The sequence below is a fragment of the Streptomyces sp. NBC_01257 genome, from assembly GCF_035917255.1.
Classification (GTDB): domain Bacteria; phylum Actinomycetota; class Actinomycetes; order Streptomycetales; family Streptomycetaceae; genus Streptomyces.
This window is the reverse complement of the sequence record NZ_CP108472.1, coordinates 6742254-6768942: the sequence shown is the minus strand read 5'-3', so window position 1 is coordinate 6768942 and position 26689 is coordinate 6742254. Positions and strand designations below refer to the sequence as shown.

Genomic DNA, 26689 nt, shown 5'->3' with positions numbered 1-26689 from the left:
ACGGAGTGTCCGGTTGCAGCCGGATCGTTATGCTCAATTTCCGCTCAGATGTAATGACGCTGGTCGCACTGCGTCACTAAGGTCCTTGCCAACCGAGGAGGACGGAGCAAGAAGCCGATGAGCGGAGTTTCAGTGACCAAGGGCGTCGAGGACGCTGCACCCGCGGCCGGCGACCTGGTTGTGCTGAGCAACGTCAACAAGCACTTCGGCGCGCTGCATGTGCTCCAGGACATCGACCTGACGATCGCCCGTGGCGAGGTCGTGGTCGTCATCGGGCCCTCCGGGTCCGGGAAGTCCACGCTGTGCCGCACGATCAACCGCTTGGAGACGATCGACTCGGGCGCGATCTCGATCGACGGAAAGCCTCTTCCCGAGGAGGGCAAGGAGCTGGCGAGGCTGCGCGCCGATGTCGGCATGGTCTTCCAGTCGTTCAATCTCTTCGCGCACAAGACGGTGCTGGAGAACGTGACGCTCGGCCAGCTCAAGGTCCGCAAAACGGACAAGAAGGCTGCCGAGGACAAGGCGCGTTCACTGCTCGACCGGGTGGGCGTCGCGACCCAGGCCGACAAGTACCCCTCCCAGCTTTCCGGCGGTCAGCAGCAACGTGTGGCGATCGCACGGGCGTTGGCGATGGACCCGAAGGTCATGCTCTTCGACGAGCCGACCTCCGCGCTCGACCCGGAGATGATCAACGAGGTGCTGGAGGTCATGCAGCAGCTCGCCCGCGACGGCATGACCATGGTCGTCGTCACCCACGAGATGGGCTTCGCCCGTTCCGCGGCGAACCGGGTCGTCTTCATGGCGGACGGGAAGATCGTCGAAGAGGCCGTGCCCGACCAGTTCTTCAGCAACCCGCGCAGTGACCGGGCCAAGGACTTCCTGTCGAAGATCCTTCACCACTGATGGAGCTTTCAGCGCCGGTCCCCGGACCGGCCGATCACTCACATCGCGTCAACTCTAGGGAATTTCACCATGCAGCTTCGTAAGGTCACCGCCGCCTCGGCCGCCGTGCTCGCCCTCGCCCTGACCGCCACCGCCTGTGGTTCCGACGACAAGGACGACGCGTCCGGTTCGGGCGGCGGCAAGAAGATCACGATCGGCATCAAGATCGACCAGCCGGGTATCGGCCTGAAGACCCCGGACGGCAAGTTCACCGGCTTCGACGTCGATGTCGCCACGTACGTGGCCAAGGAGCTCGGCTACGACGCCAAGGACATCGAGTTCAAGGAGACCAAGAGCGCCGACCGTGAGACGTCGATCGAGCGCGGTGACGTCAAGTTCATCGCCGCCTCGTACTCGATCAACGACGAGCGGCTGAAGAAGGTCGACTTCGCCGGTCCGTACCTCCTCGCCCACCAGGACATCCTGGTCCGCGCGGACGACACCTCCATCAAGGCGCCCGAGGACCTGAACAACAAGAACCTCTGCTCGGTCACCGGCTCGACCTCGGCGCAGAACGTCCACGACAAGCTCGCCCCGAAGGCGGAGCTGCAGGAGTACGGCGGCTACTCGGAGTGCCTGACCGGCCTGGAGAACAAGGTCGTCGACGCGCTGACCACGGACGACAGCATCCTGGCCGGCTACGCCTCGCAGGACGCCAACAAGGGCAAGTTCAAGCTGGCCGGCTTCAAGATGACCAACGAGAACTACGGCATCGGCCTGAAGAAGGGCGACGCCGACCTCAAGAAGAAGATCAACGACGCTCTGACCAAGATGGTCTCGGACGGTTCGTGGGACAAGGCCGTGAAGGCCAACTTCGGCCCGGCGAACTACAAGAACGAGCCCGCCCCGAAGATCGGCAACGTCGTCAAGTGAAGCAGGGCTGACCGGGCGCGCCGCCACTGAGGGCGGCGCGCCGTGCCCTCCTACACGCGGAAGCGCGGGAGATCGTGTTCGACTTTCTTGAAGGTTACGACCTGCTGGGGGCCTTCTGGGTGACGGTGCAACTCACCGTCTACTCCGCCCTCGGCTCCCTCATATGGGGAACGCTGCTGGCCGGCATGAAGGTCAGCCCGGTCCCCCTGATGCGCGGTTTCGCGACCGGCTACGTCAACGTGGTCAGGAACATCCCCCTGACCGTGATCATTATGTTCTCCTCGCTGGGTCTGTACTCGACGCTGGCCGTCCGTCTCGGCGCAACGGACATCACGGGCATCAACTTCCGGCTCGCCGTCCTGTCGTTGAGCGCCTACACCGCCGCGTTCGTGTGCGAGGCGGTGCGGTCCGGCATCAACACGGTGCCGGTCGGTCAGGCCGAGGCGGCACGCGCCCTCGGGCTGAGCTTCACCCAGGTACTGCGGCTGATCGTTCTCCCGCAGGCCTTCCGCTCGGTCGTCAACCCGCTCTCGAACGTGCTGATCGCGCTGACGAAGAACACCACCGTCGCTTCCGCGATCGGGGTGGCGGAGGCCTCCTACCTGATGAAGAAGATGATCGAGAACGAAGCGCAGCTGCTTCTGATCTCGGCCGTCTTCGCGTTCGGGTTCATCGTTCTGACCCTCCCGACCGGCCTCATCCTCGGCTGGGTGAGCAAGAAGGTGGCGGTGAAGCGATGACCTCGGTCCTCTACGACGCCCAGGGGCCGCGCGCCAAGCGCCGGAACGTCCTCTACACCGTCCTGTTCGTGCTGGGCGCGGCAGCCGTGGTGTGGTGGGTGTACGACGGTCTCGCCTCGAAGCACCAGCTCGACTGGATCAAGTGGAAGCCCTTCTTCACCAGCTCCCAGCCGTGGGAGACGTACATCTGGCCCGGGCTCCAGAACACCCTCAAGGCGGCGTTCTTCGCGCTGATCATCGCGCTTCCGCTGGGCGCGCTGTTCGGGATCGGCAGGCTCTCGGACCACCGGTGGATGCGGGCACCGTCCGGTGTGGTGGTGGAGTTCTTCCGGGCCATTCCGGTCCTGATCCTGATGCTCATCGCGAACCAGGCGTACTTCGAGTACACCGAACTCTCCCCGGACACCCGCCTGCTGTACGCCGTGATCACGGGCCTGGTGCTCTACAACGCCTCGGTGCTCGCCGAGATCGTGCGGGCCGGCATCCTGACGCTTCCCTCGGGGCAGACGGACGCGGCCAAGGCGATCGGCATGCGCAAGGGCCAGACCATGGTCTTCGTGCTGCTGCCGCAGGCGGTGACCGCCATGCTGCCCGCGATCGTCAGCCAGGTCGTGGTGATCGTGAAGGACACCGCCCTCGGGGGCGCGGTGCTCAGCTTCCCGGAGCTGCTGGCCTCGGTCCGGCCGATGGCCGCGAACTACGGCGCGAACACCATCGCGTGCTTCACGATCGTCGCCGTGATCTACCTGGCGCTGAACTACGCCCTCACCTCGTTCGCGAGCTGGCTGGAGCAGCGGCTCCGGCGCGCGAAGAAGAGCACAGGGGCCGTCGTGGGCACCGGTCCCGGGGGCGACCTGGAGACGATCGATGCGCCGTCGCTCAAAATCGATGGCGGACGCGCCGTCTGACGGCCCGTCGACAGACACCCGCGAGGGGCGGTGGCGCATGCGCCACCGCCCCTCGCCGCGTTCCGGTGTCACTTGACGCACGCACCGGCAGTAGGTTGCATACGTTCTGTGATCGCGCCCCGAGCCTCCGCCGCCGCATCTCCTTCGACGCCGCCCTCCGCCCCAGGGGCCGGCCCGGACTCATCGCTCCTCCCGTGCGCCTTCCCGCGTCCGACCACAGGTGTTGCGGAGGCCGCGCCGTGGACCCGGTGATCGTCGTCGGTGCCGGGCCGGTCGGCCTGGTGCTGTCGCTCGCCCTCGCGGCGCAGGGGGTGCCGTCCGTGCTCCTCGACGAGGACCCGGGCAGGGACGAGACGCGCCCGGCCCGCACGGTCGTGCTGCGCGAGGACACCGCCGCCCTGGTGGAACGGCTCGGCTGCAAGACGCTGCAGGACGAGGGGCTGCGCTGGTCCGGCTGGCGTTCCATGCGGCGCAGGCAGCTGGTGCGCGAACTCCCGCTCGGCGAGGGTTCGCCCGACGGCGATCCGCCGGCCGCCCCCGTTCACGTACCGCAGCACGCCCTGGTGCGGGGGCTGCGGGACGCGGTGGCGTCGCACGAGCTCGTGCAGACGGCGCGGCTGAGCCGGATCGACACGCTGGAGCAGGACCCGGACGGGGTGACCGTGCACACCCGGGAGCCCGGTTCCACCTGGTGGCGCGGGAGTTATCTGGTCGGCTGCGACGGGGCGCGGTCCACCGTGCGCAAGCTCCTGGACATCCGCTTCCCCGGGCGTACGGCGGTGGAGCGGCACGCCGTCGCCGCACTGCGAACCGAGCTGCCCTGGCCCGGCGAAGCCGTACTGCACAGGCTGCCGCCCTGGCGCACCGGCGGCGCCGAGGTCACCGCGCGGCCGCTGCCGGACGGGGTCTGGCGGCTGGACTGGCTGCTGCCGCCGCGCGGCGAGCTCGTCACACCGGACGTCCTGGTCACCCGGGTCCGGGACACCCTGGCGGGCTGGTGCGGCGAGACACCCCCGTACGAGCTGCTGGACACCGGCGTCTACACGCTCCATCACCGGCTCGCCCGGCGGTGGCGGGTGAAGCGGGCCTTCCTGGCCGGGGACGCCGCCCATCTGCTGGGTGCGCTGGGTACCCAGGGGCTCGACGAAGGACTGCGGGACGCCGAGAACCTGGCGTGGAAGCTGGCGCTGGCCTGGCATCAGGGCGCGTCCGACGTACTCCTCGACAGCTACCAGGCCGAACGACGGGCCGCGGTGGCCTCGCGGCTGCGCGCCGCCGACCAGTCGCTGCCGATACTGCGCGGCGGCGGAGGCCTGCGGACCCTGGTCCCGGGGAGCGCACGGGGGCACGATTCGCTGCTCACCGACGGGCATCTGGGGTGCGGACCGCTCGGTGCGCCCCCGTCCTACTCCCATTCCCCCCTTGCGCCCGCTCGTGCCGAGGCGCACACCGCCGTGGGTACGCCCCCGGGTGCGCCGGTCGCCGATGTGCGGGTCACCGCGCCGGACGGAACGCCCGTACGGCTTCGCGACCGGCTGGGGCAGGGGCATCTGCTGGTGGTCCTCGTGGCGCCCGGAACCGGGGTCTGGGACCGGCGCCACTGGATGCGGGCCGGAGTGATGCCCCGGCTGGTCGAGACGGTCGACGGGCTGCCGGTGAAGGCCGAGCTGCTGGTCGCCGAGAGCTATCCGGGGGCCTCCGCGCACACCGTGCTGCTGGTGAGGCCGGACGGCCATCTCGTGGAGTCGTTCGGCGGGGTACACCCGGCGGAGCTCCTCGCGGCGGCGGACGCGGCGCGCGGCGGCGCGATTCTCACCTCCGTGCGCTCCGACCGGACCGCAGACATCAATTGACCCCCGCAGGCGCACATGGTCTACTCCGGAACATGACCGACACCGATGTGCGCCTGTGGCGGAGGGTCCATATGGACCTGCTCCGCTATGCGGGCTGCGTGTGTCGCCCGTCCTGCTGACTCGCCTTCTCCTGCTCCGCCGCGTCCTGTGACGTGCGGCCGGGGCATCCACGCGAACTCTCAGGACGGTCCCTGTGTCTGCCTCACCCTCCCCTGTCTCCGTACGTACGTCCTCCGGTCCGAACGCCGCGGAACTCCTCGACTTCGTCCGCCGCACCGCCGCGGACAGCGCGCTCATCGCCTCGCTCCCCCTCGATCCCGAGGGCCGTACCTGGATCCGCCTCGACGGACCGGGCGGCAGTGAGGCCTGGCTGATCGGCTGGCCGCCCGGCACCGGCACCGGCTGGCACGACCACGCCGACTCGATCGGCGCCTTCCTCACCGCCGCCGGCACGCTGAAGGAGCACTCGCTCGCGGCGCGGCTGCCCACCGACGGCTGGAAGACTCTCGAACTGGCCGAGGACATCGACCGGACCAGGGAGTTGACGGCAGGTCAGGGCAGGGCGTTCGGCCGCCACCACGTCCACGAGGTGCTGAACGAGTCCGTCACGGAGCACGCCGTCTCCGTCCACGCGTACTATCCCCCGCTGCCGCAGATCCGGCGCTACAGCCGCACCGACGCGGTGCTGCGCCTCGAACACACCGAACGTCCGGAGGACTGGCAGTGAGCGACATACGGGACGACAGCGGCAGCGACAGCGACGACGGCCGGGTCGGGATCGACGAACTCCTGGAGCGGGTCAGGGCCGGATACGAGCGGCTCGGCCCGGAGGAGGCGAGGGCGGCGGCCGAGGAGGGCGCGCTGCTCGTGGACATCCGTTACGCGGAACTGCGGGCGCGGGACGGGCTGATCCCGGGCGCCCTCGTCGTCGAGCGCAACGAGCTGGAGTGGCGAATGGACCCGCGGGGCAGCCATCGCGCGGCACAGGCCGTGAGCCACGACCTGCGGGTGGTGGTGATCTGCAACGAGGGGTACGCGTCGAGCCTCGCCGCCGAATCGCTGCACCGGCTCGGGCTGCACCGGGCGACGGACCTGGCCGGCGGTTTCCAGGCCTGGCGTGCGGCAGGGCTCCCGGTCGAGGTGTGACCGGGAGCCCAGGAACCCTTCGGTTCCGGCTCATCTGCTCGTGACGGCCTCCACCGGGCGGGCCTTCAGGGCCAGCCTGCCGGGCAGCGCCGTCGCCACCAGGGCGAGCAGGGCGGCGACGCCCACCACGGTCACGTACACCAGGGGCACCACGGCGGGCGCCGCACCGCCCGTCATGCCGATGCTGAAGGCGGTCAGTACGGCGAGCGCGATCCCGGTGCCCAGGACCGTCGCGACGAGCAGCACCGACAGCGTCTCGATGCGCAGCATCCGCAGCACCTGGCGGCGGGTCGCGCCGGCCAGCCGGAGCAGCGCGAACTCCTTGATCCGCTCGGAGACCGACATGGCGAGCGTGTTGACGACGGCGATGGCGGTGAAGGCCAGGACCAGCCCCATCGCGAGGAGGTTCACCTCGGCGTTCTCCTGCCGGCGGTCCGCCTGGAGCCGGTCGGCGGTCTCGGGGGCCACGAGCGTGAGCCCCGGGAACGGGCGTACCGCGGCGGCCAGTTCGTTACGGCTCGCGTCACCGGCGACCAGTACGGTCGCGGCCAGGGGGTTGTCCATGTGCCGGGCGACCAGGTCGTGCGGCAGCGTCAGGTCGCCGAAGCCCAGGCCCCGGCGGTAGACGGCGGCGACCGTGAGGGTGGCGGGGGTGCCGTCGCCCAGGTGCAGCTTCAGCTCGCTGCCGGGGCGCAGCCCCAGCTGGTCGGCGGCGAGTTCGCTGACGGCGGCGGTACGGGTGCCCGCGGCGAACGCGGCGAGCGAACCCCGCGTCACACCGGGGTCCCAGGTGCGGTCGAGTCCGGGCGCCGTGACTCCCTGGGCCGGGTACTTGGTGAGCCCGACCCGGACGGTGGTGCGGACCACCTCCGTGGCGGCGGTGACTCCGGGCGTCGCACGGACGGCCGCGGCGGCGGCCGGGGGGACGCCGGGGCCCCTCGACGCGCCCAGCACCCAGGTGGCGTGGGTGCCCTCACGGGCCTGGGCGAGCGCGGCGTCACCGAGGGTCGGCTGCACGAAGAGAACCGTGCAGGTCATGCCGATGAGCAGGGTGAGGGGGGTGACGACGGAGGCCATCCGGGTGGAGTTCCCGCGAATGTTCGCGGCCGCCAGGGCGCCGACATGGCCGGTCATCCGGAGCACCCCGGCCAGCAGGACGGCGGCAGCGCGGACCAGGAGCGGGCCGAGCAGTGAGACCGCCGTGGCACAGACCACCACGGCCAGGAAGGTGACAGGCGCGGAGGCGGCCTCGGTGTGCAGGATGCCGAGGAGCGCGATCAGTACCCCGCCGCCGATGAGCAGGGCCAGGCCCGCGACGGTCCGGCCCCGGGCGGGGCGGCGCCGCTCGACCGCGGCCTCGGCCATCGCCTCGGCCGGACGGAGACGGGCGATGCGGCGGCCGGCGATCCGGGCGGCGGCCCAGGCGCCGAGGAGGGTGACGGCCAGGGCCGCACAGGCGGGAAGGATTCCGGCCGTCCGCTCCAGCGTCGCCGGAATCACACCCATGTCGATGAATCGACCGTGCAGCCATCGGGCGAGCGGCAGCCCGGCCAGGGCGCCCAGCACTCCGGCCACGGCGCCGACCAGCAGTGCCTCGCGTCCGAGAAGCCGGCGGATCTGCCGCGAAGTGGCCGCGATGGTGCGCAACAGGGCGATTTCCCGGTGGCGTTGCTGGATGGAGAGGGCGAAGGTCCCGACGACCACGAGGACCGCGACCAGCAGGGAGGTGCCGCCCATGGCCCCTCCCATGGAGACCAGCTTGACCCGGGCTCCGGCGGCGTCCAGGAACTCGACCGGTCCGCGCCCGTCGCCCGTCGAGACCTGTGCCGTGGTGCCCTTGAGGGCGTGCGCGACCCGCTCCTTCAGCAGGCCGGTGTCCGTACCCGGTACCGGCAGCACGCCCAGGGCGGAGACCTGTCCGGGGCGGGCGGCGAGGCGCTCCGCCTCCGCGGTGGAGAAGAACAGCGAGGTCTGCTGCCGGAGTTCACCGTGTCCGCGGGGAGCTGCGATGCCGCTGACGCGGTAGGTGCGCGGTGCTCGGGTGGACTGCACGGTGAGGCGGTCCCCGGCGGTGAGACCTGCCCGTCCGGCGAGTCCCCGGTCGATCACCACGTCGTCGGCCGAGGCCGGGGCGCGGCCCGCGGTGAGGGCGAACGGGGTGAGCGGCGCGGAGTCCCAGGCGTGGCCGTACGAGGGCGGCCCGTCGTCCTCACCGCTGGACGGCAGACCCAACGGCTCGGCGAGAAAGGTCAGTTCGGGCACGACCGTGCGCACGCCCTCCAGGTTCCGGAGGCGGTCGGCGGTACCGGCGGGCAGCCAGGCGCGTTCGGCGACCGGTTTGGCCTTGTGCTTGACCTTCGTCTTGCCGTTGCCCCTGTGCTTCACGGTGGTCCGGTGGACGTTCTGGTCCGCGGAGACGACGAGCGGGGTCGCGGCGTACCGCTCGGTGGCGATCCGGCCGCGCAGGCCCGTCTCCAGCAGGGTGCCGCAGGCGGTGACGAGGGCGGCGGCGCACATGAGGGCCAGCAGCGCTCCGAGGAATCCTCCCTTGCGGTCGCGGACCGTTCGCAGGGCGTAGCGCAGCATCATGATGCGTCCGTCTCTCTTCTGTTGTCGGCCTGGGAGGCGTCGTCGGGGGCGGACCCGTCAGGGTCGGGGGCGTCCGGGCCGGGGGCGTCCGGGCCGGGGGCGTCCGGGAAGGCGAGCAGGCGGGTGTGGACCGTACGGGCGCCGGCCGGGGTCTCGGCGTCGGGGCGCTTGTAGCGGTTCATGAGGGCGATGTACTCCTCGAAGAACTCCTGGAGTTCGGCGAGCGTGAGCCGCAGCGAGCCACGCGAGTAGGCGTGCGCGTCGGCCCACTCGTCAGCACGTCCGTCAGCGGTGTGACCGTCAGAGGCACGTCCGGTGGCGGTACGTCCGGTGGCGGTACGTCCGTCGGTGCCCCGTGCCTCCGCCGCCGCACCGCTCTCGCGCTGGAGCCGCTCGAAGAGCGCGAGGTCGGCGGCGTACGCATGCCGGTTCAGCTCGTCCATGACCAGCCGCATCCCGGGTGTCCGGCGGGACGGCGGCGGGAATCGGCGGTCGCCGGGAACGGCTCGCCACCACCGCGCCCGGCGCGCACCCGGCTCGCGCGGCGGCGCGGTGTCGGCCACGAAGCCGTACCGGGCGAGTTCGCGCAGGTGGTAGCTGGTGGCTCCGGTGTTCAGACCCAGGGCGCGGGCCAGGATCGCGGAGGTCGCCGGGCCGTGCAGGGTCAGGTGCTGAAGGATCTGCTGGCGTCGCGGCTGGGCGAGGGCCTTGAGGGCCGCCAGCTCCGTGATCTCGGTACCGCCGGGCTGTTCTGGCATGCGTCACACACTGCTCTGTGCACAGATGTCTGTGCACTGGAGCATTCCGGCGTCTTCGTACGGGGGCTGTCCCCCGTACGACAGGCCTCCCCAGCCCCGAATGCGTCGCGACACACCCGTATGGCCTCGCTCCGGTGGAGGGAACCGCGGGCCCGACGGACATTCGCCTCAACGCCAAGGACCGCTACGGCCCGGCCATGACGCACCGCTGTGACAGCGGGGGCGACGGCTGTGCCCGACGCTGTGCCGCTGCTACGACGGGGAGCCCGCACCCATGCCGACCACCTCTCTCACCCCCGACGACGTCGACGTCCAGGCCGCTCGCCTCCATGACTCGGAGGCCTGGCAGCAGATCGTCACGGGCTGGGACGTCACCGTCCCCGAACCCCTGTGCCCCGTCCCGCCCGGCGACGCCCAGGGGCGGCCGGCGCCCTCGGACGACTGGCGCGCCCTGCTGTCCGTCCCGGTGGAGCAGCTCATCGCCGACACCGTGCGCACCCTGCCCGCCGCCGTGCCGCGTGAGCGGCCCCTTCCCGGGCGGCTCGGTGCGGTGCTGCCGGACCGGCTCCATGCCTGGCGGCGCATCGGACAGCCGGAGGTGCGGCCTTCCGTCCATCTCGCCCATGCGCGGCAGATCCTGACCGAGTGGGGCTGGCAGAACACCCCCTACCGGCTCCGCAACGCGCGGGGCGCCCGCTGCATCTGCGGCGCCATGCTCACCGCACACCGGCTGGGCCACGGATCGGTGCACACCGTCGACCGGGCCGGTGCCTGGCTGATCGCCGAGCTCCGTTCCCAGGGCTGGACCGGGCTGATCGGGCCGTGGAACCGCTACCCGGGACGCACCGCCGCGGACGCCCTCGCCCTGATCGACGCCACCATCAGCCGCGCGGCCCGCGCCGGGCAGTAGCACCCGGGGCGGCTCCCACCTCTACGCACCGGCACCGCACAGCGCCCCTCGACGCCCCGCAGCGCCTCCGTCACCGGACCGCACCCTTGGGCCGGCCCCGAACGAACTCCGGCAGCGCTCAGAAAGTGTCGTCCAGCCCCTCGGTGTCCTCGCCCTCTTCCTCAAGTGCCCGGCGCACCACGCGCAGGGCCATTCCCTCCCCGTACCCCTTGCGGGCGAGCATGCCCGCAAGGCGGCGAAGCCGTTTGTCGCGCTCCAGGCCCCGGGTGGACCGGAGCTTGCGCGCGACGAGTTCACGCGCGGTCTCCTCCTCCTGCTCGGAGTCGAGCTGACCGACGGCCTCGTCGATCACGGCGGAGTCCACCCCCTTGGTCCGCAGCTCCCGGACGAGGGCGCGGCGCGCCAGACCGCGGCCGTGGTGCCGGGATTCCACCCAGGCACCGGCGAACGCGGCGTCGTCGATCAGACCGACGTCCTCGAAGCGTGAGAGCACTTCCTCGGCCGCCTCGTCCGGGATCTCCCGCTTGCGCAGGGCGTCCGCGAGCTGCTTGCGGGTGCGCGGAGTCCCGGTGAGCAGCCGCAGGCAGATGTTGCGCGCCTGCTCGACCGGATCTCGCGGCTCCTCCTTCTCGGCCCTCGACGAGGAGGAGGAGCCGCTGTCCCGGGAACGGGAGCGGGAACGGCGCCCCGCCCCCTCGCCGAATCCGGCCCCCGTGCCCGGACCCCTGCCGCGGCCGGCCCTGGTGGCCGGCTCGTGGGAGGGATCGGGCTCGTTGTCGGATCCGGCCGTCTGCCCGGCGGCGAATTCGGGACCGGGGCCCGCGCCGGGGTCGGCGGCGCTGCCCGGCCACTCCGTACGACGCGTCACGGTCTAGCTCTTGGCCGCCGCCGCCTTGGCCGGCTTGGCCTTGCCGGCCGGAGCGGGTACCGCCTTCGCCGCGCCGTCGGCCGGAACCGCCGCCACGGCTGCCGCGTCCGCACCGGCTTCGGCGACGGGCTGCTCGGCCTCGGGCCGGACTCCGACGCCCAGCTTCTCCAGGATCTTCTTCTCGATCTCGTCGGCGAGGTCGGGGTTGTCCTTGAGGAAGTTGCGGGCGTTCTCCTTGCCCTGGCCGAGCTGGTCGCCCTCGTACGTGTACCAGGCGCCGGCCTTGCGGACGAAGCCGTGCTCCACGCCCATGTCGATCAGACCGCCCTCGCGGCTGATGCCCTGGCCGTAGAGGATGTCGAACTCGGCCTGCTTGAAGGGCGGCGCGACCTTGTTCTTGACGACCTTGACGCGGGTGCGGTTGCCGACCGCGTCGGTGCCGTCCTTGAGCGTCTCGATCCGGCGGATGTCGAGGCGCACCGAGGCGTAGAACTTCAGCGCGCGGCCGCCGGTGGTGGTCTCCGGCGAGCCGAACATCACGCCGATCTTCTCGCGGAGCTGGTTGATGAAGATCGCGGTGGTCTTGGACTGGTTGAGCGCGCTGGTGATCTTCCGGAGCGCCTGGCTCATCAGACGGGCCTGCAGACCCACGTGCGAGTCGCCCATCTCGCCCTCGATCTCCGCTCGCGGCACGAGCGCCGCGACGGAGTCGATGACGATCAGGTCGAGCGCGCCCGAGCGGACCAGCATGTCCACGATCTCGAGGGCCTGCTCACCGTTGTCCGGCTGGGACAGGATGAGGTTGTCGATGTCGACGCCGAGCTTCTTCGCGTACTCGGGGTCGAGCGCGTGCTCCGCGTCGATGAAGGCCACCGAGCCGCCGAGCTTCTGCGCGTTCGCCACCGCGTGCAGCGTCAGCGTCGTCTTGCCGGAGGACTCCGGTCCGTACACCTCCACCACACGGCCGCGCGGCAGACCGCCGACGCCGAGCGCGACGTCGAGCGCGGTGGACCCGGTGGGGATCACTTCGATGGGCTCGTTCGGCCGCTCGCCCAGGCGCATCACCGCGCCCTTGCCGAATTGCCGTTCAATCTGTGCGAGTGCGGCGTCCAGCGCCTTCTCGCGGTCGTTTCCTGCCATGGGTTCCACCCGATTTGCTTGAGTCGATCGCTTCACGTCTCAGACGCTAACCCCTGCCACTGACAATGGGCCTCGACGTCCTCCCGGCCTGTGGACAACTCCACGGTCGAGTCCGGCAAAACCCGGCCGGAATCCCATGAGAAAGGATGTTCGATTTTGGTGTCAAGCGCACCACGCCGCACCGACTCGCCCCCAGGATAGCGCCTAGCATCCGGGTTTCAGGGAGTCAAGATCATGTGTCCGACGTCATGCCTAATCCCGGCCGTACGGGGACAACACCACCGGACCGCTGCACACCGCGCCCTCAGGAGCGCGGCTGCGGACCCCCCGGATCCTGCCCGTCGTCGGCGTCGTCGGCTCCCGGCTCCTGCCCGTGGTCCGGCTCCTGCCCGTGGTCCGGCTCCTGCCCGTCGTCGGGCTCGGGGGCGTGCCAGATCCGGCGCAGCCGCGTGGACAGTGCCTCGCCGCGCTGCCACTGGTGGCGGCCGTGCACCCGGGGGTCGTCCGTGACGGCGTAGCGCTTCACGTACGCGCCGAGGAAGGCCTGCAGCGTGGCCACGGCCGGGATGGCGATGAGCGCGCCGACGGCACCCATCAGCGCCGTACCGGCGATGACCGAACCGAAGGCGACCGCCGGGTGGATGTCGACGGTCTTCGAGGTCAGCTTGGGCTGCAGCACGTAGTTCTCGAACTGCTGGTACACGACGACGAACCCGAGCACCCACAGCGCGTACCAGGGGTTGACGGTGAACGCGATCAGCATCGGCAGGGCGCCCGCCAGATACGTACCGATCGTGGGGATGAACTGCGAGACGAGTCCCACCCAGACCGCGAGCGCCGGCGCGTACGGCACGCCGAGGGCCAGCAGCAGGATGTAGTGCGCGATGCCGGAGATGAGCGCCATCAGGCCGCGCGAGTAGAGGTAGCCGCCGGTCTTGTCGACCGCGATCTCCCAGGCCCGCAGCACCTCTGCCTGGCGGGCCGGCGGCAGGACGGAGCACAGTCCGCGGCGCAGCCGTGGGCCGTCGGCGGCGAAGTAGAACGAGAACAGGAAGATCGTCAGCAGCCGGAACAGCCCGCCGAGAACCGTGGTGGACACGTCGAGCACCCCGGTCGCGCTGTTCTGGACGTACTTCTGCAGCCAGTCGGAGTGCAGCAGACTGTCCTGCACCTCGACCCGGGAGAGCTCGGTGTGAAACGTCTGGTTGACCCAGTTGATCACCGAGTCGAGGTACTTCGGGAAGTCCTCCACCATGTCGACGATCTGGCCCGCGAGCATCGAGCCGAGCAGCACGACGAATCCGGCCCCGGCGATCAGCACGCCGAGGAAGACCAGGAAGGTGGCGAAGCCCCGGCGCATGCCGCGGGACGACATACGGCTCACCGCGGGCTCGATCGCGAGCGCCAGGAAGAAGGCGATCAGCACGTTGATCAGCAGGCCGATGAGCTGGTCGAAGGCCCAGCTGCCGAGCCGGAAGCAACCGTAGAGCGCCAGGGCGAGCACCATGGCCCGCGGCAGCCAGGCCGGCATGCGGACGGGCCCGGTGCCGGACGGCGCGACCGGCGGGACGGGCGGATCGGCGGGCGGCTGGGTCTGAACGGTCTCGTCTGTCGGTGCCACGGGGCAAGTCTCGCCTACTGCCGGGGCAAACGGTCGCGCGCCCCGGAGGACGAGCCTCCGCCGCACCGCGCCGGACCGTGTGTCAGCGCTTGTCCGCGGGGATGCCGACCGCCGTGCAGACCCCTCGCCACACGTCCTTGGTCTCCCAGCCCGCGTCCAGTGCCTGCCGCACCGTGAGCCCGCCGAGTTCCGCCATCACGTGATCACGCGCGAAGGAGTCGGCGTACCCCGCGCCGAAGTGGTCTGCCATCCGTTCCCAGAAAATCGTCAACCGCATGCCACCAGTATCCCGCTCCTGAGAGTGCAGCAGGGCCGCCAGGCCTCGCCGAGCGCGCCAACCGTCCTACGGTCGGTCCATGGCTGGAACCGGAACAAGTCCCCTCAACCGTGCCGAGCAGTTCATCTGGCTCACGGCCCGTGTCCTCGAACAGCGGCGGTTCGCGCATCACTTCCTGAAGGGAAGCGCGGACGCCGTCGAGACGGCACTCGCCGCCTATCTCAACGAGGACGGCGGGTACGGCCATGCGCTCGAACCCGACCTGCGCGGTCCCGTCAGTCAGCCGCTGCACACGGCACACGCGCTGAGCGTCCTCGACTCCATCGACCGCTGCGGCGGGCTCCGGGTGGAACGCATCTGCCGCTACCTGACCGACGTCTCCACCAAGGAAGGGGCCTTACCCGCTCTGCTCCCCTCGCAACGCGGCTACCCGGCCGCTCCGTTCATCCCCGTCGTCGACGACCCGCCGGCCGAGCTGCTGGCCACCGGTCCCGTCGTCGGGCTGCTGCACCGCAACTCGGTGTGGCACGCCTGGCTGTTCCGGGCCACCGACTTCTGCTGGGCCGCCGTCGACGCCCTGGAGGCGTCGCATCCCTACGAGATCGAGGCCGCGGTCGCCTTCCTCGACGGTGCGCCGGACCGGCCTCGGGCCGAGGCCGCCGCCGACCGGCTGGGACGTCTGGTGCGCGACCAGCGGCTCGCGGTGCTGCACCCGGAACGCCGCACGGAGTACCCGGTCGCGGCCGGGTACGCACCGGGCGAGCAGCACTTCCCGTACGACTACGCCCGCGCTCCCGAATCGCTCGCGCGCCGGTGGTTCACCGACGAGGAGATGGACCGGGCCCTGGACCACCTGGCGGCCGGGCAGGAGGCGGACGGCGGCTGGCCGGTGACCTGGCGCCAGTGGGCACCGGGAACCGCCCTGGAGGGGCGCCCCCTGGTGACGCTCAGGGCCCTGCAGACGCTGCGGGCCCACGGACGCGGCCTGGACTGACCGGAGCACCGGACAGCGGTCCGCGCTCGGCAGCCGCCACCGGCCCGGGGTCTCTCACGCGCCGCCCCTCCCCTCGTCCCCCTGCCCGGTGTCGCGCAGGAGCAGGGCGGCGATGGCGAGCGCGGTGCCGCGCGGTGAGCCGAGGTCGAGCCCGGTCAGTTCCGCGAGCCGGGCGAGCCGGTTGTCGACGGTGTTGGGGTGCAGCCCGAGGAGTACGGCGGTGAGGCGCCGGTCCTGCTGCTGCGCCAGGTACGTCCGCAGGGTCCGCAGGAGTTCGGGGCGGGCGGCGACCGGGTCCAGCAGGGCGGCGATGCGCCGGCCGCTGGGGCCGGGCCGCGACAGGTGGAATTCCAGGAGCACGTCGTCGAGACCGTGCACCCCCGGGGGCAGCCCGCACACCCGCGCGATCCGCAGGATCTCCGTCGCCGTGCGGGACGCCTCGGGCACCGCCGCGGGTGAATCGGCCCGCGCCGCGGCGATCCGCACCCCGGCCCCGCAGGCGCGGGACAGCCGGCGGGCGAGATCGTCCGGCGGTTCGCAGTCCCGCGGGACGACGGCGTGGCCGGCACCCGCGTCGAAGAGGAACAGCAGCTCCGTACCGAAGGTCTGGTCGAGGACCGTCTGGATCCGCCGCATGCCGCGCCGCACCGTCACCGGGCCGGGGGCGTCCGGCTGCCCGCCGTCCGGCCCGCCCGGGCCGTCCTCAGGTTCCAGGGCGACGGCGAGCACCAGTGCCGGCCCGTCCAGACCGAGTTCCTCCAGCAGCGCCGGAACCGGCTCCAGCGTCCCGTCCAGGAAGCCGCGGACCAGGGAGCGGCGCCGCTCCCGCTGCTCCGCCTCCAGCGCGGAGCGCTCGTCCATGTAGGTCTCGGCCACGGCGCCCAGGAGCAGGTGGTGCGACTGGAGCAGCAGGTCGACGAGTTCGATGAGCGCGCCCTCCTCGCCCGGCTCCGCCGCCTCGCGCAGCGCCTGCCACAGGACGTACACGCCGAGGGCGTGGGTGCGCAGCAGGAGGTGCAGGGGCACGCCCTCCTCGGCGCGCTGCGCGGCCCGCTCGCGAAACAGCCGCAGCCCGCCGGCGCCGGGATGCGGATCGCTGACCCGTCGCAGGAAGAGCCGCACCCCGTGCCGGGCGGTGGCGGCGATCTCCAGGTCCTTCACGTCGCCGGGGAGGTCCGCGTACCCGGGAAGCTGCTCGAAGGACTCCCGGGCCATGTGCCGGGCCAGCTCGTTGACCCGGGGCTCGCAGCGCAGGGCGAGGGCTCTCGCCGCGTCGGACAGGGGCACGGCGGTTCTCCCGCGTTCCGGTGGGTGCTGTGACACGTCACAGTATGCGGCGCGCGGCGGTGTGACGAGGGTGGGTGTCGGAGGTCACCGGGGAGGCCGAGACTCTGGATTCCGGCGATCCGCCGCACAGGACCGAAGGAGCCGCAGGTATGACCGAGCACAAGCCGACGGACTATCTCAGCTATGTCGACCGGGTGTGGCAGGGCGAGGACACCCTGCTGGCCCATCTGTCGGGGACGTATTCGGGCGCGGGGCTGGTGACCGTGCGCGAGCGGGTCGGCTTCCTGCCCGCCTTCGCCAATGTGGCGGTCTTCGACACGGGCGACGGGCTGGTCCTGGTGGACTCGGGCGACATCCGTACCGCCGGGCCGCTGCACGAGGCGGTCCGCGCGTTCAGCGAGCAGCCGGTGAGCACGGTCGTCTACACGCACGGGCACATCGACCACGTCTTCGGGGTTGCGCCCTTCGACGCGCAGGCGGACAGCGAGGGCCGGGAGCGGCCCGAGGTCATCGCGCACGAGGCCGTCACTGCCCGCTTCGACCGCTACGTCAGCACCGCGGGGTACAACACCTGGATCAACCGCAGGCAGTTCGGCGTGCCGTCGCTGAACTGGCCGTCCACCTACCGCTACCCCGACACCACCTACCGCGAGCGGATGACGGTCCGGCGTGGCGGTCTGGCCTTCGAGCTGGTGCACGCCAAGGGCGAGACCGACGACAGCACCTATGTGTGGATCCCCGAGCTCAAGACGCTGTGCACCGGCGACCTGTTCATCTGGAACACGCCGAACGCGGGCAACCCCCAGAAGGTGCAGCGCTATCCGGAGGAATGGGCGAGGGCGCTGCGCGCCATGCAGGAGCTGGGTGCCGAACTGCTGCTCCCGGGGCACGGCGTGCCGATCGTGGGCAGGGACCGGGTCCACCGGGCGCTCGATGACACCGCGCGTCTCCTGGAGTCGCTGTGCGAGCAGACCAGGGCCCTGATGAACGCGGGCCACCGCCTCGACGCGGTGGTGCACGGCGTCCAGGTGCCTCAGGAACTGCTGGCGAGGCCCTATCTGCATCCGGCCTACGACGAGCCGGAGTTCGTCGTACGGAACCTGTGGCGGCTGTGGGGCGGCTGGTACGACCAGAACCCGGCGCACCTCAAGCCGGCTCCGGACGCGGCGGTCGCGGCCGAGTTCGCCGCCACGGCGGGCGGTGCGGCCGTGCTGGCGGCGCGCGCGGCCGAACTGCTGGACAAGGGCGAACTGCGACTGGCCGCGCACCTGGCGGAGACCGCCGCGCTGGCGGCCCCGGCCGATGTGGACGTGGCACGGACACGGGCCCGGGTCTACGCACGGAGGGCGACGGCCGAGACGTCGACGATGGCGCGCGGAGTGTTCAACTGGGCGGCCGCCGAGTCTGCGGCGGTGGCCGAGGGCACCGATCTGGAGACGGAGCTGACGCGCTCGCCCGAGGGCCGCAGGCGTGCGGCCGGAATGATCAGCGTCGGCGTCACGGACGACGAAGCCTGCGGCTGCGGCGGGGAGCCCGGGGAGGACGGATGAGCGCCGGCACCGGGGAGGCGACCGCGCCGCCCGCTGACACGGAAGGGGCGCGGCGACTGCGACGGGGCGCCTGGGGCACCACCTGGCTGCTGCTCACCTTCATGCTGGTGAACTTCGCCGACAAGACCGTGATGGGGCTGGCCGCCGATCCGATCCGCGCGGAGCTGGGGCTGACCCGCGGTGAGTTCGGTACGGCGCAGGCCGCGTTCTTCGCCCTGTTCAGCCTGGCCGCGCTCGGGGTGTCCTTCCTGACCCGCCGCGTCCGGACGACGGTGCTGCTGCTCGGCATGGCGCTGCTGTGGTCGGCGGCGCAGCTGCCGATGCTGCTGGGTGCCGCGGGTTTCGGGACGCTGCTGGCGACCCGGGTGCTGCTCGGCGCTGCGGAGGGTCCGGCGGCGCCGGTGGCGGTGCACCACCTGCACGGCTGGTTCGGGCAGCGGGAGCGGACTCTGCCGACGGCGGTGCTGATGGTCGGTGCGGCGGGCGGGGTGGCGGTGTCCGCTCCGCTGCTCACCGTGGTGATCGACGTGTGGGGGTGGCGCTGGGCCTTCGGCTCCGTGGGGCTCATCGGTCTGGTCTGGGCGGTGTGCTGGTACGCCCGTGGCGAGGAGGGCCCTCTTGCCCCACCGCTCGCCGGGCGGTCCGCCGCCCGTGACGAGGGGGCTCCGTCCGTTCCCTACCGACGGCTGCTGCTCTCCGGCACCTGGCTGACGGCCGCCTTCGGGGCATTCGCCGCCTACTGGCTGCTCTCGGCCGGGCTGACCTGGGCTCCGGACTATCTGCACGAGGTGTCCGGACTGAGCCTGAAGCAATCGGGTGCCGTGGTGACGGCGACCGCGGTGGGCAACGCGGTGGTGCTGCTGACGCATGGCCTGCTCGCCCGGCGGGCCTCGTCGAAGGGGACGGCGCCCCGGCTGCCCGCGGGGCTCGGCGGAGGGCTGGTGATGTGTGTGGCCGCCGTGTCGATCGCCGCGTTCGCGGAGGTGGACGCGGTGGGCGTGAAGATCGCGCTGATGGTCGGCCCGATGGCGCTGACGAACGTGATCCTCACGGTGTCGCAGACGGCCGTCGCGCGGATCACCCCGGCCGGGCAGCGCGGGGTGGCCCTGGGGGCCCTGGCGTTCGTCTACGCCCTGGCGGGCGTCCTGTCCCCGCTGGTCACGGGCCGGATGGTGGATGCGGCCGCATCGGTGCCCGCGGGCTACCACTCCGCATATCTCCTGATGGCGGGTCTGGTCGCGGTCGCCGGGGTGCTCGCCGTCTGCTTCCTGCGGCCCGAGAAGGACGCCCTGCGCCTGGACGTTCCCGAGGCTCCGGCGGCCGCTCCGCCCGTGCACTGAGACGGGCGCATCCCGCAGGCCAGGTGTAAGGGGCTCGGTCCATTGGACCGAGCCCCTTACCCATCCGTCCTCGGCCGTCGCGCGCGGTCAGCCGAGGGCGCGTACTCCGGCGGTGACGACCACGGCCACCCCCACGACGACGAGGAAGGGCGCCCGGAGCACGAGGGCGAGGGCCGCGGCGGCGAGTCCGGCACCTCTGGCGTCGAGCACCAGGTGCGATCCTTCGGCGAAGGTCTGCTGCGCGGTCAGGGCGGCGAGCAGGGCCACCGGAAGCAGCGCTGCCAGGCGCTGCACGAGCGGGCGCTCCAGGGCGCCGGCGGGCACCAGGAGTCCCAGGAGCTTGGCGAGGTAACAGCCGACGGCGGTCAGTGCGATGGCGATCCAGACGTTCATCGGCCGTCCTCCTGCGTGGTGGTGCGCGGATCCCCGGCCTCCGGGGCCCGCTCCGCTGCGTGCGCTCCCTCGGCCATCCCGGCCGGTTCGCCTGCGGTCCCGCCCTTGGCGCGCCCCATCAGGAAGAGGACGGCGGGCGCCGCGAGCGCGGCCAGCAGGACGGGCACCCCGGCGGGCAGCACGGGCAGCAGGCCGAGGGCGAGCACGACGGCGAGCGCGGCCGTGACCCGCTCGGTCGTGCTCTTCAGCATGGGTGCGAGCAGCGCGAGGAAGACGGCCGGGCCCGCCGCGTCCAGCCCCCAGGCGGCGGTGTCGCCGAGCGCCTCGGCGCCCAGCGCTCCGACCAGCGTGGTGAGGTTCCACAGCACGTACAGCGTGAGACCGGTGACGGTGAAGCCGATCCGGGCGGCCCGCCGGGTGGGCTGGGGCAGCGTCACGGCGGTCGTCTCGTCGATGACCCATTGCGCGGCGAGGGGGCGCAGCGCGCGCGGCAGGGCGAGCAGCTGCGACAGCCGCAGGCCGTAGAAGGAGTTACGTACGCCGAGGAAGAAGGCGCCGGCGGCCGCGGTGTACGGGTTGCCGCCGGCGGCCAGGGCGCCCACCAGGGCGAACTGGGAGGCGCCGGTGAAGACGAGGAGGCTGAGCGCACAGGTCTGCAGCAGGCTGAGTCCGGAGCCGGCCGAGGCGACGCCGAAGGCGAAGCCGGAGAGGCCGACGGCTATGCCGACGCCGAGCGCGTCACGTACGACGGCCGCGTCCGGCTTGGCCTCGGCGGTGGTCGCACCGCCGGGCGGGCCGGCGACGCTCTGAGGGGGTGCTGTCTGTTCTGCCACGCCCGGGACGCTACCCGGGCAGGTCGGGGCCGGTCTTGTACGTTCTTGCGCGTTCGCGCTGGTAGGCGCCGGGTGGCACCCCGACTATGCGGGTGAAATGACGGTTGAGATGCGGCTGGTCGGTGAAGCCGACCTCGGCGGCGGCAGCGGCGGGGGCCGCGCCCGCGTCGAGCATCCGCCGCGCACGCCGGACCCGGGCGTCGGTGAGCCAGGTGTGCGGCGGCATTCCGTACTGCTTCTTGAAGGCCCGCAGCAGGGCGAACGGGCTCGTGCCGAGCTCCGTGGCCAGGGCCTCCAGGGTGGGCGGCTCGGCCATCCGGCTCTCCAGGACGGCCCGGGCGCGTGCCGCGTCCCGTGCGCCCGCGGCCCCGGCCGTACGGGCCGGCAGGGCGCTGCCGTGCCGGGTGAGCAGGCGCGTGACCAGGGCCCGCAGCACGCTGTCGGCGGCGAGGGCGTTACCCTCCTCCGCCGCCCGGTGGACCTCGCCGATCAGCCGGCCCGCGTACGGATCGACCACGCCGGACTGCGTGAACCCGACCGTGCCGCGCAGGTTCGTCGTGTCGGCCGCGATGTCGTTGATCACCTGGGCGGACGGGTAGAGCGTCGCGTACACCCATCCTTCGGGCACTCCGGCGCGTGCGGTGTGCGGAACCTCGGGGTTGATCATGACGACGGTGCCAGGTCCGGCGTGGACGGTTCCGCCGGGCAGTCCGACGTCCTCGACGCCCTGCGTGATGGTGCCGAAGACGTAGCCCTCGTGGCTGTGGCGCGGGAAGGTGTGGCGGACGTAGCGGGCCCGCAGCAGGTCGAGGTCGGGCAGCTCCGCGTACTGCCAGTACCTCGCCCACTCCGTCGGGCCCTTCACTCCTGCCATGCCCGAATTCTCGCAGCTCGCGGGGACGGGGGCCGCCGGTGCGCCGCCCGGCCCGCCGCTTGTCGCAGCCGTTGTCAGTGGCGGGGTGCACGATGGGGGCATGACCGGCTCCGCACTCGATTCGTTCTCCCCCGCGACCCGCAGCTGGTTCACGGGGGCCTTCAGCGCGCCGACGGCCGCGCAGGAGGGTGCCTGGCGGGCGATCGGCGAGGGGTCGGACGTCCTGGTCGTCGCCCCGACCGGATCGGGCAAGACCCTGGCCGCCTTCCTCGCCGCCCTCGACCAGCTGACGGCGGTCCCGCCGCCCGCCGAGGCGAAGAAGCGCTGCCGTGTGCTGTACGTGTCGCCGCTCAAGGCCCTCGCGGTCGACGTGGAGCGCAATCTCCGCTCGCCGCTGACCGGCATCCGCCAGGAGTCGGTGCGCCTGGGGCTGCCCGAGCCCGAGGTGCGGGTGGGCATCCGCTCGGGCGACACCCCGCCCGCCGAGCGCCGCTCGATGGCGACACGGCCGCCGGACATCCTGATCACCACCCCCGAGTCCCTCTTCCTGATGCTGACGTCCTCGGCCCGCGAGGCGCTGGCCGGGATCGAGACGGTGATCCTCGACGAGGTGCACGCGGTCGCGGGCACCAAGCGGGGCGCCCATCTCGCGCTGTCCCTGGAGCGGCTCGACGAGCTGCTGCCCCGGCCCGCCCGACGGATCGGCCTGTCGGCCACGGTCCGGCCGGTCGACGAGGTGGCGCGTTTCCTCTCGCCGCAGCGGAAGGTGGAGATCGTCCAGCCGCCGTCCACCAAGCAGTTCGATCTGTCGGTGGTCGTGCCGGTCGAGGACCTGGCCGAGCTCGGCGGCTCCCCCGCCACCGACCCGGACTCCGCGGGTCAGGCGGACAAGCCGTCGATCTGGCCGCATGTGGAGGAGCGGATCGCCGACCTCGTCCAGGCCCACCGCTCCACCATCGTCTTCGCCAACTCCCGCCGTCTCGCCGAGCGGCTCTGCAACCGGCTCAACGAGATCGCGTACGAGCGGGCCACCGGCGAGACGATGCCCGAGGCCCACTCCCCCGCCGAGATCATGGCGGAGTCCGGTGCGGCCAAGGGCGCTCCCCCGCTGCTCGCCCGGGCTCACCACGGATCGGTCTCCAAGGAGCAGCGCGCCCAGGTCGAGGAGGACCTCAAGGCGGGCCGGCTGCCGGCGGTGGTCGCCACGTCCAGTCTGGAGCTGGGCATCGACATGGGCGCGGTCGACCTGGTGATCCAGGTGGAGTCACCGCCGTCGGTCGCCTCCGGGCTGCAACGGGTCGGCCGGGCCGGACACCAGGTGGGCGCGGTCTCCACCGGCGTCGTCTTCCCGAAGTACCGCGGCGACCTGGTGCAGGCGGCCGTCGTCACCGAGCGGATGCGCACGGGGTCCATCGAGGCGTTGCGGATCCCGTCCAATCCGCTGGACGTGCTGGCCCAGCAGCTGGTCGCGATGGTCGCCCTGGACAGCTGGCAGGTGGACGACCTGCTGGCGGTGACCCGGCGGGCCGCCCCCTTCGCCTCGCTCCCCGAGTCGGCGTTCACCGCCGTCCTCGACATGCTCGCCGGCCGCTACCCGTCCGACGCGTTCGCCGAGCTGCGCCCGCGCGTCGTGTGGGACCGCGTCGCCGGCACGGTCACCGGCCGGCCCGGTGCCCAGCGGCTCGCCGTCACCTCCGGCGGCACCATCCCCGACCGCGGACTCTTCGGGGTCTTCCTGGCGGGCGCCGACCCCAAGAAGGGCGGCGGCCGGGTCGGCGAGCTGGACGAGGAGATGGTGTACGAGTCCCGGGTCGGCGATGTCTTCACGCTGGGCACCACGTCCTGGCGGATCGAGGACATCACCCGCGACCGGGTCCTGGTGTCACCGGCGCCCGGCGTCCCCGGCCGGCTGCCGTTCTGGAAGGGCGACCAGCTGGGCCGTCCGCTGGAGCTGGGGCGTGCGCTGGGCGCGTTCCTGCGCGAGCTCGGCGGGCTGTCCCCCGAGGACGCCCGGGAGAGGCTGCTGGCGGCGGGCCTGGACACCTGGGCCGTGGACAACGTGCTGTCGTACGTCGACGAGCAGCGCCGGGCCTGCGGCCATGTGCCGGACGACCGGACCATCCTCGTCGAGCGGTTCCGGGACGAGCTGGGTGACTGGCGCGTCGTGGTGCACTCCCCGTTCGGCGCCCAGGTGCACGCCCCGTGGGCGCTCGCCCTCAGCGCCCGTCTCGCCGAGCGCTACGGCATGGACGCCCAGGTCATGCATGCCGACGACGGCATCGTGCTGAGGCTGCCGGACGCCGACATGATGGGCCTGGACCTCCTCGACTTCGACCCCGCGCAGGACCCGGCGGCGGGCGCGGGAGCGGCGCCGCTTGCCCCGGCCAACGTCGGCCTCGACAGCGACCAGCCCCCGGTCGGTGCCGCAGACGTCGCCTTCGACCAGGGCGAGATCGCGCAGATCGTCACGGACCAGGTCGGCGGCTCCGCGCTGTTCGCGTCCCGCTTCCGTGAGTGTGCGGCCCGCGCGCTGCTGCTGCCGCGCCGCAGCCCCGGCAAGCGCACACCGCTGTGGCAGCAGCGCCAGCGGGCCGCCCAGCTCCTCCAGGTGGCCTCCGAGTTCGGCTCGTTCCCCATCGTTCTCGAAGCGGTCCGCGAATGCCTCCAGGACGTCTTCGACGTCCCCGGGCTCACGGAGGTGATGAGCGACCTCGAAGCCCGCCGGATCCGCCTGGTCGAGGTGACCACCCAGGAACCCTCCCCGTTCGCCCGCTCGCTCCTCTTCGGCTACGTCGCGCAGTTCCTGTACGAGGGCGACTCACCGCTCGCCGAGCGGCGGGCCGCCGCGCTCTCCCTCGACTCCCGCCTCCTGGCCGAACTGCTGGGCCGCGCGGAACTGCGCGAGCTGCTCGACGCCGAGGTCCTGACCGAGCTGGAGCAGGAGCTCCAGTGGCTGGCCGAGGACCGCCGGATCAAGGACATCGAGGGTGTTGCCGACCTGCTGCGGGTCCTCGGCCCGCTCACCGATACGGAGCTGGCCGAGCGCGGGGCCGAGCCGCAGTGGGCGCAGGAGCTGGCATCGGCCCGCCGGGCCATCCGGGTCCGGATCGCCGGCGCCGAGCACTGGGCGGCCATCGAGGACGCCGGCCGGCTGCGCGACGCGCTGGGCACGGCGCTCCCGGTCGGCGTCCCCGAAGCCTTCACCGAACCGGTCAAGGACCCTCTCGGCGACCTCCTCGCCCGCTACGCCCGCACGCACGGCCCGTTCACCTCCACCGCGGCGGCCGCCCGCTTCGGCCTCGGCACCGCCGTCACCGACGGGGCGCTGCAACGGCTGGCGGCCTCGGGCCGGATCGTCCAGGGCGAGTTCCATCCCGCGGGCATCGGCCAGGAGTGGTGCGACGCCACCGTGCTGCGGCGGCTGCGGCGCCGCTCGCTCGCCGCGCTCCGCCATGAGCTGGAGCCGGTGCCGCCCGCCGCGCTGGCGGGGTTCCTGCCGCAGTGGCAGCATCTCGGCAGCAACAGCCTGCGCGGGATCGACGGACTGGCCCGCGCCATCGAGCAGTTGCAGGGGGCGCCCGTCCCCGCGTCCGCGCTGGAGAAGCTGATCCTCCCCGGCCGGGTCACCGGCTACTCCCCGGCGCTCCTGGACGAACTCACCACGACCGGCGAGGTCGTGTGGGCCGGAGCAGGGGCGCTCCCCGGCAAGGACGGCTGGCTGAGCCTCTATCCGGCCGACAGCGCACCCCTGCTCCTGCCTCCCCCTCGCCCGCTCGAACTCAGCGCGCTGCACGAGTCCGTTCTCACGACGCTGAGCGGCGGGTACGGGCTGTTCTTCCGCCAGATCGCCGATCAGGTCCGCGCCACCACCCATCCGGACGCCACCGATCCCCAACTGGCGGACGCCCTCTGGGACCTGGCCTGGTCGGGGCGGCTCACCAACGACACACTGGCTCCGCTGCGCGCGCTCCTCGGGTCAGGGCGCACGGCCGGATCGACCGCGCACCGCGCCAAGCGGAACGTTCCGCGCGGCCGTTACGGCTCACTGACCGCCTCGGCGCGCCCGGCTTCCCGCACCGGTCCGCCCACCGTCTCGGGCCGCTGGTCGCTGCTGCCGCCCGCCGAACCCGAGCCCACGCACCGGGCCCACGCCCTGGCCCGCACCCTCCTGGACCGGCACGGGGTGGTGACCCGGGGCGCGGTCCAGGCCGAGGGCGTCGAGGGCGGCTTCTCCGCGGCGTACCGCGTGCTGTCCGCCTTCGAGGACAACGGGCAGGCGCGCCGCGGCTATGTCGTGGAGGGGCTGGGGGCGGCGCAGTTCGCGATGGACGGCGCGGTCGACCGGCTGCGCGCGGCCTCCACCGCCCGCGACCGCACGGAGCCGGGCGCGGATCCCCGCGCACTGGTCCTCGCCGCGGCCGATCCGGCCAATGCGTACGGTGCGGCCCTGCCGTGGCCCGAGCCGCCTGCCGGGGCCGGGCACAAACCGGGCCGCAAGGCGGGCTCTCTCGTGGTCCTCGTCGACGGCGAGCTGACGCTGTACATGGAGCGCGGCGGCAAGACGCTCCTCGCCTGGCCGACCGAGCCGGACGATCCCGCGCTCCGGGCGGCCGCGGCGGCACTGGCCGCCGCCGCCCGTGCCGGCGCCCTGGGCACGGTCACGGTCGAGCGCACCAACGGCGCCTCGTCCCTGACCTCACCGCTCGGCCGCACCCTGGAGGCGGCCGGTTTCCTCGCCACCCCGAGAGGACTCCGCCTCCGCTCCTGAACACCGCCGGGGCCCGGTCGCCGGG

At 72.3% G+C, this 26689-nt stretch carries 23 protein-coding genes; 13 read left to right on the top strand and 10 right to left on the bottom strand.

The annotated features are described in order from the left end of the window. Positions 1-117: 117 nt before the first annotated feature. From OG408_RS29575 to OG408_RS29545, 8 genes are all read left to right on the top strand, one after another. Complete coding sequence (locus tag OG408_RS29575) at positions 118-903, top strand: amino acid ABC transporter ATP-binding protein (protein ID WP_266783669.1); 786 nt, start codon at positions 118-120, stop codon at positions 901-903. 69 nt (positions 904-972) lie between these two features. Further along, positions 973-1815, top strand: coding sequence for a glutamate ABC transporter substrate-binding protein (locus tag OG408_RS29570; protein ID WP_266783667.1), 843 nt, complete (start codon positions 973-975; stop codon positions 1813-1815). A 74-nt stretch (positions 1816-1889) separates the two neighbouring features. Further along, positions 1890-2555 (top strand): amino acid ABC transporter permease, encoded by a 666-nt coding sequence (locus OG408_RS29565; RefSeq protein ID WP_266783665.1) that lies wholly within the window; start codon positions 1890-1892, stop codon positions 2553-2555. Continuing rightward, positions 2552-3463 carry an amino acid ABC transporter permease gene (locus OG408_RS29560; RefSeq protein ID WP_266783663.1) on the top strand — a complete coding sequence of 304 codons (912 nt, stop codon included), beginning with the start codon at positions 2552-2554 and terminating at the stop codon, positions 3461-3463. Before OG408_RS29565 ends, OG408_RS29560 begins: the two co-directional genes overlap by 4 nt. A 239-nt stretch (positions 3464-3702) precedes the next feature. Beyond that, positions 3703-5316: an FAD-dependent monooxygenase gene (locus OG408_RS29555; RefSeq protein ID WP_266783661.1), complete on the top strand. Its 1614-nt coding sequence runs from the start codon at positions 3703-3705 to the stop codon at positions 5314-5316. 32 nt (positions 5317-5348) lie between these two features. Continuing rightward, positions 5349-5435 carry a putative leader peptide gene (locus OG408_RS40205; protein WP_311307652.1) on the top strand — a complete coding sequence of 29 codons (87 nt, stop codon included), beginning with the start codon at positions 5349-5351 and terminating at the stop codon, positions 5433-5435. A 74-nt stretch (positions 5436-5509) separates the two neighbouring features. Beyond that, the gene (locus tag OG408_RS29550) at positions 5510-6043 is read left to right on the top strand and encodes a cysteine dioxygenase (RefSeq protein WP_285571357.1); all 534 of its coding nucleotides are present in this window, start codon (positions 5510-5512) and stop codon (positions 6041-6043) included. Next, complete coding sequence (locus OG408_RS29545) at positions 6040-6462, top strand: rhodanese-like domain-containing protein (protein WP_326672872.1); 423 nt, start codon at positions 6040-6042, stop codon at positions 6460-6462. Before OG408_RS29550 ends, OG408_RS29545 begins: the two co-directional genes overlap by 4 nt. 30 nt (positions 6463-6492) lie before the next feature. On the opposite strand, the gene OG408_RS29540 is transcribed toward OG408_RS29545, so the two are convergent. Then, positions 6493-9051, bottom strand: a complete 2559-nt coding sequence (locus tag OG408_RS29540) for an FtsX-like permease family protein (protein ID WP_326672870.1) — start codon at positions 9049-9051, stop codon at positions 6493-6495. Continuing rightward, positions 9048-9809 carry an ArsR/SmtB family transcription factor gene (locus tag OG408_RS29535; RefSeq protein WP_326672868.1) on the bottom strand — a complete coding sequence of 254 codons (762 nt, stop codon included), beginning with the start codon at positions 9807-9809 and terminating at the stop codon, positions 9048-9050. Before OG408_RS29535 ends, OG408_RS29540 begins: the two co-directional genes overlap by 4 nt. A 274-nt stretch (positions 9810-10083) precedes the next feature. On the opposite strand from OG408_RS29535, the gene OG408_RS29530 reads away from it, so the two are divergent. Then, complete coding sequence (locus OG408_RS29530; protein ID WP_285571347.1) at positions 10084-10719, top strand: DUF6197 family protein; 636 nt, start codon at positions 10084-10086, stop codon at positions 10717-10719. A 118-nt stretch (positions 10720-10837) separates the two neighbouring features. Here OG408_RS29530 and recX read toward each other — a convergent pair whose 3' ends face one another. The 4 genes from recX to OG408_RS29510 form a co-directional block, all read right to left on the bottom strand. Next, positions 10838-11587 (bottom strand): recombination regulator RecX, encoded by a 750-nt coding sequence (gene recX / locus OG408_RS29525; protein WP_326672867.1) that lies wholly within the window; start codon positions 11585-11587, stop codon positions 10838-10840. A gap of 3 nt (positions 11588-11590) precedes the next feature. Then, positions 11591-12727 carry a recombinase RecA gene (recA, locus tag OG408_RS29520; RefSeq protein ID WP_326672865.1) on the bottom strand — a complete coding sequence of 379 codons (1137 nt, stop codon included), beginning with the start codon at positions 12725-12727 and terminating at the stop codon, positions 11591-11593. Between the two features lie 304 nt (positions 12728-13031). After that, entirely contained in the window at positions 13032-14258 is a 1227-nt protein-coding gene (locus OG408_RS29515) for an AI-2E family transporter (protein ID WP_326674611.1), read from the bottom strand. A 172-nt stretch (positions 14259-14430) separates the two neighbouring features. Further along, positions 14431-14625, bottom strand: a complete 195-nt coding sequence (locus OG408_RS29510; protein WP_266783645.1) for a DUF3046 domain-containing protein — start codon at positions 14623-14625, stop codon at positions 14431-14433. Between the two features lie 79 nt (positions 14626-14704). Between OG408_RS29510 and OG408_RS29505 the strand changes: the two genes are divergently transcribed. Beyond that, positions 14705-15619, top strand: a complete 915-nt coding sequence (locus OG408_RS29505) for a hypothetical protein (RefSeq protein WP_285571339.1) — start codon at positions 14705-14707, stop codon at positions 15617-15619. A gap of 54 nt (positions 15620-15673) precedes the next feature. Here OG408_RS29505 and OG408_RS29500 read toward each other — a convergent pair whose 3' ends face one another. Continuing rightward, positions 15674-16906 carry a PucR family transcriptional regulator gene (locus tag OG408_RS29500; RefSeq protein WP_326672862.1) on the bottom strand — a complete coding sequence of 411 codons (1233 nt, stop codon included), beginning with the start codon at positions 16904-16906 and terminating at the stop codon, positions 15674-15676. 149 nt (positions 16907-17055) lie between these two features. Between OG408_RS29500 and OG408_RS29495 the strand changes: the two genes are divergently transcribed. Both OG408_RS29495 and OG408_RS29490 read left to right on the top strand, forming a co-directional pair. After that, positions 17056-18456 carry an alkyl sulfatase dimerization domain-containing protein gene (locus OG408_RS29495; protein WP_326672860.1) on the top strand — a complete coding sequence of 467 codons (1401 nt, stop codon included), beginning with the start codon at positions 17056-17058 and terminating at the stop codon, positions 18454-18456. Further along, a complete protein-coding gene (locus OG408_RS29490; protein ID WP_266783637.1) occupies positions 18453-19796 on the top strand; it encodes an MFS transporter in 1344 nt (447 codons plus the stop codon). Before OG408_RS29495 ends, OG408_RS29490 begins: the two co-directional genes overlap by 4 nt. A gap of 87 nt (positions 19797-19883) precedes the next feature. Here the strand turns inward: OG408_RS29490 and OG408_RS29485 are convergent, their stop codons facing one another. From OG408_RS29485 to OG408_RS29475, 3 genes are read right to left on the bottom strand one after another with little or no spacing between them, the layout of a single operon-like run. Next, the gene (locus tag OG408_RS29485; protein WP_266783635.1) at positions 19884-20189 is read right to left on the bottom strand and encodes an AzlD domain-containing protein; all 306 of its coding nucleotides are present in this window, start codon (positions 20187-20189) and stop codon (positions 19884-19886) included. After that, positions 20186-21022, bottom strand: coding sequence for an AzlC family ABC transporter permease (locus OG408_RS29480; protein WP_326672857.1), 837 nt, complete (start codon positions 21020-21022; stop codon positions 20186-20188). Before OG408_RS29480 ends, OG408_RS29485 begins: the two co-directional genes overlap by 4 nt. A 10-nt stretch (positions 21023-21032) precedes the next feature. Further along, positions 21033-21896, bottom strand: a complete 864-nt coding sequence (locus OG408_RS29475; RefSeq protein ID WP_266783631.1) for an AraC family transcriptional regulator — start codon at positions 21894-21896, stop codon at positions 21033-21035. A gap of 100 nt (positions 21897-21996) precedes the next feature. Between OG408_RS29475 and OG408_RS29470 the strand changes: the two genes are divergently transcribed. Next, positions 21997-26664, top strand: coding sequence for an Lhr family helicase (locus tag OG408_RS29470; protein ID WP_326672856.1), 4668 nt, complete (start codon positions 21997-21999; stop codon positions 26662-26664). Positions 26665-26689: the final 25 nt, after the last annotated feature.

Coding starts and splice junctions, on each gene's coding strand:
- OG408_RS29535 (WP_326672868.1), bottom strand. CDS start 9,809: ATGCCAGAACAGCCCGGCGGTACCGAGATCACGGAGCTGGCGGCCCTC.
- OG408_RS29510 (WP_266783645.1), bottom strand. CDS start 14,625: ATGCGGTTGACGATTTTCTGGGAACGGATGGCAGACCACTTCGGCGCG.
- OG408_RS29490 (WP_266783637.1), top strand. CDS start 18,453: ATGAGCGCCGGCACCGGGGAGGCGACCGCGCCGCCCGCTGACACGGAA.
- OG408_RS29575 (WP_266783669.1), top strand. CDS start 118: ATGAGCGGAGTTTCAGTGACCAAGGGCGTCGAGGACGCTGCACCCGCG.
- OG408_RS29515 (WP_326674611.1), bottom strand. CDS start 14,258: ATGCCGGCCTGGCTGCCGCGGGCCATGGTGCTCGCCCTGGCGCTCTAC.
- OG408_RS29495 (WP_326672860.1), top strand. CDS start 17,056: ATGACCGAGCACAAGCCGACGGACTATCTCAGCTATGTCGACCGGGTG.
- OG408_RS29560 (WP_266783663.1), top strand. CDS start 2,552: ATGACCTCGGTCCTCTACGACGCCCAGGGGCCGCGCGCCAAGCGCCGG.
- OG408_RS29485 (WP_266783635.1), bottom strand. CDS start 20,189: ATGAACGTCTGGATCGCCATCGCACTGACCGCCGTCGGCTGTTACCTC.
- OG408_RS29470 (WP_326672856.1), top strand. CDS start 21,997: ATGACCGGCTCCGCACTCGATTCGTTCTCCCCCGCGACCCGCAGCTGG.
- OG408_RS29540 (WP_326672870.1), bottom strand. CDS start 9,051: ATGATGCTGCGCTACGCCCTGCGAACGGTCCGCGACCGCAAGGGAGGA.
- OG408_RS40205 (WP_311307652.1), top strand. CDS start 5,349: ATGACCGACACCGATGTGCGCCTGTGGCGGAGGGTCCATATGGACCTG.
- OG408_RS29505 (WP_285571339.1), top strand. CDS start 14,705: ATGGCTGGAACCGGAACAAGTCCCCTCAACCGTGCCGAGCAGTTCATC.
- OG408_RS29570 (WP_266783667.1), top strand. CDS start 973: ATGCAGCTTCGTAAGGTCACCGCCGCCTCGGCCGCCGTGCTCGCCCTC.
- OG408_RS29530 (WP_285571347.1), top strand. CDS start 10,084: ATGCCGACCACCTCTCTCACCCCCGACGACGTCGACGTCCAGGCCGCT.
- recA (WP_326672865.1), bottom strand. CDS start 12,727: ATGGCAGGAAACGACCGCGAGAAGGCGCTGGACGCCGCACTCGCACAG.
- OG408_RS29475 (WP_266783631.1), bottom strand. CDS start 21,896: ATGGCAGGAGTGAAGGGCCCGACGGAGTGGGCGAGGTACTGGCAGTAC.